This is a genomic window from Enterobacter sp. 01-M-03-SI-ECC (assembly GCF_047530215.1).
GTDB classification, from domain to species: Bacteria; Pseudomonadota; Gammaproteobacteria; order Enterobacterales; family Enterobacteriaceae; genus Enterobacter; species Enterobacter chengduensis.
Window position 1 is genome coordinate 409268 of sequence record NZ_JBLKDA010000001.1, and the last position, 7740, is coordinate 417007.

Here is a 7740-nt window from a genome sequence, read left to right on the forward strand (position 1 = left end):
TTTTCAGAGGCTTGAGTGAAAAGCGTAGCTTAAAACGGCGGATTTACCCGGCAAAATGCCTTTTTAGCATAAGGTAAGACGCATCCCCCGCAAGACGGGGGATGCAAAGGAGGGAAACGTTACAGCAGCTCGAATTCGCCTTTGTTCACGCGGGCAGAATCCACGCCGATAAAGACGTTAAACTTGCCCGGTTCCGCATCGTATTTCATCTGCTGGTTCCAGAACTTCAGCGCATCGACGTCAATCGGGAAGCTGATGGTTTGGGTTTCGCCCGGCTTCAGGTTGACCTTCTCGAAGCCGCGCAGCTGCTTCACGGGACGGCTCATCGAGGCGGTAACATCCTGAACGTACATCTGAATCACCGTTGCCCCTTCGCGCTTGCCGGTGTTGGTCACCTCAACGCTGGCGGTGACCTTACCGTCACGCTTCAGGGTCGGGGCCGACATTTTCACGTCAGAGACCTTGAAGGTGGTGTAGCTCAGGCCGTAGCCAAACGGATACAGCGGGCCGTTCGCTTCGTCGAAGTAACGCGAGGTGTACTTGTTCGGCTTATCGGCGTTGTACGGACGACCGGTGTTCAGGTGGCTGTAGTAGACCGGGATCTGCCCGACGGAGCGCGGGAAGGACATCGGCAGCTTGCCGGACGGGTTGTAATCACCAAACAGCACGTCGGCGATGGCGTTACCGCCTTCGGTACCGGCGAACCAGGTTTCCAGAATGGCGTCAGCCTGCTGGTCCTCTTTCACCAGCGCCAGCGGACGACCGTTCATCAGCACCAGCACCAGCGGCTTGCCGGTGGCTTTCAGGGCGGCGATCAGATCGCGCTGGCTCTGTGGAATGGTGATATCGGTCCGGCTGGAGGCTTCGTGCGCCATCCCCTGCGCTTCCCCCACGACCGCGACAACGACGTCAGACTGCTTCGCGGCGTTCACCGCCTCGTCGATCATCTCCTTCGGCGTGCGCGGATCGACCTTCACCGCTTCCTCGTACTGGTTGAGGAAGGTCACGATGTCGTTATCGTTGGTGACGTTCGCCCCTTTGGCGTACACCACTTTGGCGTTATCCCCCACGGCGCTCTTGATGCCGGTCAGCACGGTTACCGACTGGTCGGCTACGCCCGCGGCGGACCAGCTGCCCATCACGTCGCGCTTGCTGTCGGCCAGCGGGCCCACCACGGCAATGGTGCCGGATTTTTTCAGCGGCAGCGTGTCGAGGCGGTTTTTCAGCAGCACCAGGCTTTCGCGCGCAACGTCACGCGCTTCTTTGCGGTGCAGGCGGCTTTCTGCATTGGTATCTGCCGGGTCAGACTCTTTCGGGCCCAGGTGGCTGTACGGATCGTTAAACAGCCCCATATCGTATTTCACGTTCAGCACGTGACGCGCCGCATCGTCCAGCTCCGCCATCGTGACCTTGCCGCTCTTCACCAGCCCCGGCAGGTACTTGCTGTAATACTCGTCGCTCATGCTCATATTGATGCCGGACTTGAGCGCCACGCGCACCGCGTCTTCCGGGTCGGACGCCGTACCGTGCTTGATCAGCTCTTTAATCGCGCCGTGGTCGGAAACGGTGATGCCCTTAAAGCCCCACTGGTCGCGCAGCACGTCTTTCAGCAGCCAGGAATCGGACGTTGCAGGCGTGCCGTTCAGGGAGTTCAGCGCCACCATCACCGCGCCGCTGCCCGCATCCAGCCCAGCCTTGTACGGCGGCATGTAGTCGTTGAACAGGCGCTGAGGGCTCATGTCGACGGTGTTGTACTCTTTCCCGCCTTCCACCGCCCCGTAGGCCGCAAAGTGCTTAACGCTGGTCATCACCGAGTAGCGGTCCGCCGGGCTTTTGCCCTGCATCGCTTCCACCATGGTTTTGCCCATCGTGGCCGTTAAATAGGTATCTTCACCGAAGCCTTCCGAACCGCGGCCCCAGCGCGGATCGCGCGAGACGTCCACCATTGGCGCCCAGGTCATGTTCAGGCCGTCGTCCGCCGCTTCATACGCCGACACGCGCCCGACGGTTTTTACCGCGTCGAGGTTAAAGGAGGAGGCTAAGCCGAGGCTGATGGGGAAGACGGTACGCTGACCGTGCACCACGTCATAGGCGAAGAACAGCGGGATTTTCAGGCGGCTGAGATCCATCACCTGATCCTGCATCTTGCGGATATCCTGGCGGGTGACGGTATTAAAGATGGCCCCAACCTGCCCGTCTTTGATCATCTCGCGGATGGCCTCTTTCGGGTTATCCGGGCCGACGCTGATCAGACGCAGCTGGCCGATCTTCTCATCGACCGTCATTTTCTTGAGCAATTCCGTGACAAACGCGTCGCGTGCTTCAGGCGTGAGCGGGTGATTGCCAAACAAATCGTCTGCCAGCGCAGGTTGCAGCGCCAGGCTGACGGCGACACCTACAGAACATAGCCATTTCATGTCGTTTTACTCTCTCATCAATAACCGCCGGACGATCTCGGCCATACCGTGCGAAAAGCGCAGTGTGCCACAAACCCTCGGAACGTTGCAGGGTTATTCTCTGATTTTTCTCGTGAATACTCGACCGCTTAACAGTTAATCGCGCTATGCTTTACAGCGAGAAATTTGCCCCACCACAAGGAGTGGAAGATGTCTTCTGTTCGAACAAACGATAACACGACTTTTATTAACGAACTGTCGCGCCTGGTTGGCTCCTCTCACCTGCTTACCGACCCGGCTAAAACCGCCCGCTACCGCAAGGGCTTCCGCTCCGGTCAGGGCGACGCGCTGGCGGTGGTTTTCCCCGGCACCCTGCTTGAGCTGTGGCGCGTGCTGAGCGCCTGCGTCGCCGCCGACAAGATTATTTTAATGCAGGCGGCCAACACCGGCCTGACCGAAGGCTCCACGCCGAACGGCAACGATTACGATCGTGACATCGTGATTATCAGCACCCTGCGCCTCGACAAGCTGCACCTGCTGGACAAGGGCGAGCAGGTGCTCGCCTTCCCCGGCACCACGCTCTACTCCCTGGAAAAAGCGCTTAAGCCGCTGGGTCGCGAACCGCACTCGGTGATTGGCTCCTCCTGCATCGGCGCTTCGGTCGTCGGTGGGATCTGCAATAACTCCGGCGGCTCGCTGGTACAGCGCGGTCCGGCCTACACCGAGATGTCGCTGTTTGCCCGCATTGATGAAAACGGCAAGCTGACGCTGGTGAACCATCTGGGTATCGATCTCGGCGTCACGCCGGAACAGATCCTCAGCAAGCTCGACGACGATCGCGTGAAGGACGAGGACGTTCAGCACGACGGCCGCCATGCGCACGATCATGACTACGTCACCCGCGTGCGCGATATCGACGCCGATACGCCGGCGCGCTACAACGCCGATCCGGATCGCCTGTTTGAATCCTCCGGCTGCGCGGGCAAGCTGGCCGTTTTTGCGGTCCGCCTCGACACCTTCCCGGCAGAGAAAAAGCAGCAGGTATTTTACATCGGCACCAACCAGCCTGAGGTTCTGACGGAGATCCGTCGTCATATTCTGGGCGAATTCACCCACCTCCCGGTGGCGGGCGAGTACATGCACCGGGACATTTACGACATCGCCGAGCGTTACGGCAAAGATACGTTCCTGATGATCGACAAGCTCGGCACCGACAAAATGCCGTTCTTCTTCACCATGAAGGGTCGCACCGACGCGATGCTGGAGAAAGTGTCGCTGTTCAAGCCCCACTTCACCGACCGCTTTATGCAGAAGCTGGGCAAGGTTTTCCCGGCGCATCTTCCGGAGCGAATGAAAACCTGGCGCGATAAGTACGAGCACCATCTGCTGCTGAAAATGGCCGGGGACGGGATCGCCGAAGCGCAGAGCTGGCTAACCGAATTCTTCAAAACCGCCGAAGGGGATTTCTTCGCCTGTACGCCTGAAGAGGGCAGCAAGGCCTTCCTGCACCGCTTTGCCGCCGCAGGCGCCGCCATCCGTTACCAGGCGGTGCATTCCGAAGAGGTGGAGGACATTCTGGCGCTGGATATCGCCCTGCGACGTAACGACACCGAATGGTTTGAGCACCTGCCGCCGGAAATCGACAGCAAGCTGGTGCACAAGCTCTATTACGGCCACTTTATGTGCTATGTCTTCCATCAGGATTACATTGTTAAAAAAGGCGTGGATGCCCACGCGCTGAAGGAGCAGATGCTCGCCCTGTTGCGTGAGCGCGGCGCACAATATCCTGCCGAACACAACGTTGGGCATCTTTATAAAGCCCCTGACGCACTTAAGCAGTTTTATCGCGAGAATGACCCTACAAACAGCATGAATCCCGGCATTGGTAAAACAACGCGGAAGAAATACTGGAAAGAGAGCGCAGACGCGGAGCAGCCCATAACGCAAGCGCCTGATTAATTCCTACAGCCAAATTTGAGAGATTGTTTAGCGCGCCTTAATCGTAATAGAGTAACCGTATTACGCCGGAGAAACGTTTCTCCGGCATTCTATAACGAGGAGCAGGCACATCATGTCGGCTATTGATGTTTTATCTGAGACCGAGCTGGAAGTGCGCGATGCCCTTCCCGATGATGTGCATGCCATCGCCGCCATTTATGCCTGGCATGTGCTTCACGGGCGCGCGTCATTTGAGGAAGTCCCTCCGACCATCGACGAAATGCGTCATCGCATGAAAAGCGTGGCTGAGCACGGTTTACCGTGGCTTATCGCGCTGTATCGCGGCATCGTGGTGGGCTACTGTTACGCCACCCCTTATCGTCCGCGACACGCCTATCGCTATACCCTGGAAGAGTCGATTTACGTGGATGCCAGCATCACCGGGCGCGGTTTTGGCTCAGCGCTAATGTCTGCGCTGATTGCACGCTGCGAGCAAGGCCCGTGGCGGCAGATGATTGCCGTGGTGGGAGATGGCAATAATAACGCCGGCTCGCTGCGGCTGCATAAAAAGCACGGCTTCGAGATTGTCGGCCAGCTGCGCAGCGTGGGGTATAAGAAAGGCGACTGGCGGGATACGGTGATTATGCAGCGCCCGCTCAACGATGGTGACTGGACGCTGCCGGAGTAGTCGCTTTCGCCCGGTGGCGCTTCGCTTACCGGGCCTACGTGTCGAGATCTTTGTAGGCCGGGTAAGGCGAAGCCGCCACCCGGCGCTGACAAACGGCTCAGTCGTTCTGCGCCGTCGCCATCTGCTCGGCTTTCTGCTTTTTATACGTCAATGCCGCGGCCGGTACGGGCTGCACTTTTCCGGTTTCAATCCAGGTACGCAGTCGGCTTGCATCCGCGAAGTGCGTGTATTTGCCGAAGGCATCCATCACCACCAGCGCCACCGGCTTGCCGTTAAACACGGTGCGCATCACCAGACAGTGCCCTGCCGCGTTGGTAAAGCCGGTTTTCGTTAGCTGAATATTCCAGTTATCCCGGTAAACCAGATGGTTAGTGTTGCGGAACGGCAGCGTATAGGCCGGGTTCGCAAAGGTCGCCATCTCTTCCCGGGTAGTGCTGAGCTGGCCAATCAGCGGATACTGCTTGCTGGCAATCAGCAGTTTGGTTAGATCGCGGGCGGTGGAGACGTTGTTGACCGACAGACCCGTCGGTTCAACATAGTGCGTATTGGTCATCCCCAGCGCTTTAGCTTTCGCGTTCATCGCGCGGATAAACGCGTCGTAGCCACCCGGGTAGTGGTGCGCCAGGCTCGCCGCCGCACGGTTTTCGGACGACATCAGCGCCAGCAGCAGCATATTTTTACGGCTGATTTCACTGTTCAGCCGCACGCGAGAGTAGATCCCTTTCATCTCCGGCGTGTGGCTGATATCCACTTTCAGTTTTTCATCCAGCGGCAGATGGGCGTCAAGCACCACCATCGCGGTCATTAATTTGGTAATCGAGGCGATCGGGCGCACCAGGTCCGGATGGCTGGCGTAGATCACCTTATTGGTGTTGAGGTCGACAATCATCGCGCTGCCGGACGCAATTTGCGGCTGGGCAGCGGCGGCGGTCACCGCAGGCGTTTTGGCGACGGCCGGCACGGCAGCGGACGCGCCCAGCAGCAGCGCCAGGCTAAGTAAAGAGACTCGGAATTTCAGCATGGTGAGACTTCTGATAATTATTCACGCACGTCATGACGTACACCGCCTGTATCAGCGGATAAATACAGGCTGGCTTCGGCATCATAGCGGTCACCGGGCGTTGCCGCCAGCGGATAATCGTGAACAGATGCTGCATTGCTGGCATTTACGCCAGCAATGCAGTGAGCTTAGAAGAGACGGTATCCATAACCCCAAAGAATAACCGTCAGCGCCAGCAGCGCCTCCAGCACCAGCACCCCGATAGCGAGCGTAGAACTGGAGAAGCTCAGGCCCTCTTCTTTATTGATATTGAGGAAGGTTGGCACCCCCAGATACAGCAGATACCCGGTGTAAAAGAGGGCAATGGTACCGGTCAGCGCGCACAGCCAGACCAGTGGATAGAGCGCAACAATACCGCTTAAGAACAGCGGGGTCGCGACGTATCCGGCAAAGACCATACAGTGCGCCAGCGATGGACGTTGCGGGTAGTTACGCGCCATCCAGTAAATGACGCGCCCCATGACCGCCACACCCGCCAGCATCAGGCCATAAAAGACGATGGCCAGATAGAGTCCGGTAAACCAGGAAAGCTGAACCACGGTGCCGTCACCGAAGTTCCAGCCGATTTGTGTTGTTCCGATAAATGCGCATATTACCGGCACCGCAGCCATCAGCAGCACGTGATGCGTGTAATGATGCGAGACCGTTTCGTTCTCACTTTTGATGACATGCATTTCACGATCGGGATGGGAGAAAAGTCCCCAGACATGGTTCATAGCGCCCCCTTGTTGTCGGCCCGTCAGCGATACTTCAAGTATAATGCAGGCTTTAGATTATTTTATGTACAGTGGGAAATTTCCGTTGATTTCCCCGCTGTTGATTCATGGGGTATATGATTAAACGAGGTACGCTGAGGGAGATAACAGTTACGTAATGGATATTAACGCACTCATTGAACAATATGGCTATGCCGCGCTGGTCATCGGCAGCGTAGCAGAAGGGGAAACCATCACGCTGCTAGGCGGCGTCGCTGCGCATCAGGGATTGCTGAAATTCCCGCTGGTTGTCGCCGCGGTCGCCCTCGGCGGGATGATAGGCGATCAGCTGCTCTACTTTCTGGGACTGCGCTTTGGACCCACGCTGCTCAAGCGTTTCGCAAAGCATCAGAAGAAAATCCGCCGCGCGCAGCGGCTCATTCAACGACATCCTTATCTGTTCGTCATCGGAACGCGCTTTATGTATGGCTTTCGCATCATCGGGCCGATACTGATTGGTGCCAGCCATCTGCCGCCAAAAATTTTCCTGCCGCTCAATATAGTGGGCGCGATTGCCTGGGCGCTGATTTTTACGACGCTCGGCTACGTAGGGGGCGAAGTGATTGCGCCATGGCTGCATAATCTCGACCAGCACCTGAAGCACTGGGCGTGGTTGATTCTGGTGATCGTGGGGGTGATTGGGGTTCGGCTGTGGCTCAAGCACCGGGAAAAGACGCGGGATGAGGAGTAAACGCGGTCTGATGCCCTCACCCTACCCCTCTCCCACAGGGTTGAGGGATCCCCAGTACAGTAATTTTTAAACCTGAAGCAATGTATGTGCTATCAGGGTTATGAATGCCTTACAGCGATGCCCCGGTCCGGCTGTAAATCGCCGAAGCGTTTCCGTAAGGCCGGGGCGAGGCGCAGGGATGCGCCGAGAGGGCGTGGCCTGCAGGGATGCAG

Annotated in this window: 6 protein-coding genes; 3 read left to right on the forward strand and 3 right to left on the reverse strand. The window is 57.8% G+C overall.

The genetic code is table 11. From position 1 onward, the window contains the following. Positions 1–119 precede the first annotated feature (119 nt). Positions 120–2417 (reverse strand): beta-glucosidase BglX, encoded by a 2298-nt coding sequence (gene bglX / locus ACMWKK_RS01910; RefSeq protein WP_112779755.1) that lies wholly within the window; start codon positions 2415–2417, stop codon positions 120–122. A gap of 189 nt (positions 2418–2606) precedes the next feature. Between bglX and dld the strand changes: the two genes are divergently transcribed. Further along, positions 2607–4355 carry a D-lactate dehydrogenase gene (gene dld, locus ACMWKK_RS01915; protein WP_161656578.1) on the forward strand — a complete coding sequence of 583 codons (1749 nt, stop codon included), beginning with the start codon at positions 2607–2609 and terminating at the stop codon, positions 4353–4355. Between the two features lie 112 nt (positions 4356–4467). Then, a complete protein-coding gene (locus ACMWKK_RS01920; RefSeq protein ID WP_045328049.1) occupies positions 4468–5022 on the forward strand; it encodes a GNAT family N-acetyltransferase in 555 nt (184 codons plus the stop codon). A gap of 97 nt (positions 5023–5119) precedes the next feature. Here the strand turns inward: ACMWKK_RS01920 and pbpG are convergent, their stop codons facing one another. Both pbpG and ACMWKK_RS01930 read right to left on the reverse strand, forming a co-directional pair. Beyond that, positions 5120–6043, reverse strand: coding sequence for a D-alanyl-D-alanine endopeptidase (pbpG, locus tag ACMWKK_RS01925; protein ID WP_045328047.1), 924 nt, complete (start codon positions 6041–6043; stop codon positions 5120–5122). A 167-nt stretch (positions 6044–6210) separates the two neighbouring features. Beyond that, entirely contained in the window at positions 6211–6798 is a 588-nt protein-coding gene (locus tag ACMWKK_RS01930) for a Yip1 family protein (RefSeq protein ID WP_045328046.1), read from the reverse strand. A 157-nt stretch (positions 6799–6955) separates the two neighbouring features. Here ACMWKK_RS01930 and ACMWKK_RS01935 point away from each other — a divergent pair, with 157 nt between their 5' ends. Further along, the gene (locus ACMWKK_RS01935) at positions 6956–7528 is read left to right on the forward strand and encodes a DedA family protein (protein WP_045328044.1); all 573 of its coding nucleotides are present in this window, start codon (positions 6956–6958) and stop codon (positions 7526–7528) included. Positions 7529–7740: the final 212 nt, after the last annotated feature.

Excerpts from the sequence above, each read along its gene's own strand:
- bglX (WP_112779755.1), bottom strand. The coding sequence starts at position 2,417 with ATGAAATGGCTATGTTCTGTAGGTGTCGCCGTCAGCCTGGCGCTGCAA.
- dld (WP_161656578.1), top strand. The coding sequence starts at position 2,607 with ATGTCTTCTGTTCGAACAAACGATAACACGACTTTTATTAACGAACTG.
- ACMWKK_RS01920 (WP_045328049.1), top strand. The coding sequence starts at position 4,468 with ATGTCGGCTATTGATGTTTTATCTGAGACCGAGCTGGAAGTGCGCGAT.
- pbpG (WP_045328047.1), bottom strand. The coding sequence starts at position 6,043 with ATGCTGAAATTCCGAGTCTCTTTACTTAGCCTGGCGCTGCTGCTGGGC.
- ACMWKK_RS01930 (WP_045328046.1), bottom strand. The coding sequence starts at position 6,798 with ATGAACCATGTCTGGGGACTTTTCTCCCATCCCGATCGTGAAATGCAT.
- ACMWKK_RS01935 (WP_045328044.1), top strand. The coding sequence starts at position 6,956 with ATGGATATTAACGCACTCATTGAACAATATGGCTATGCCGCGCTGGTC.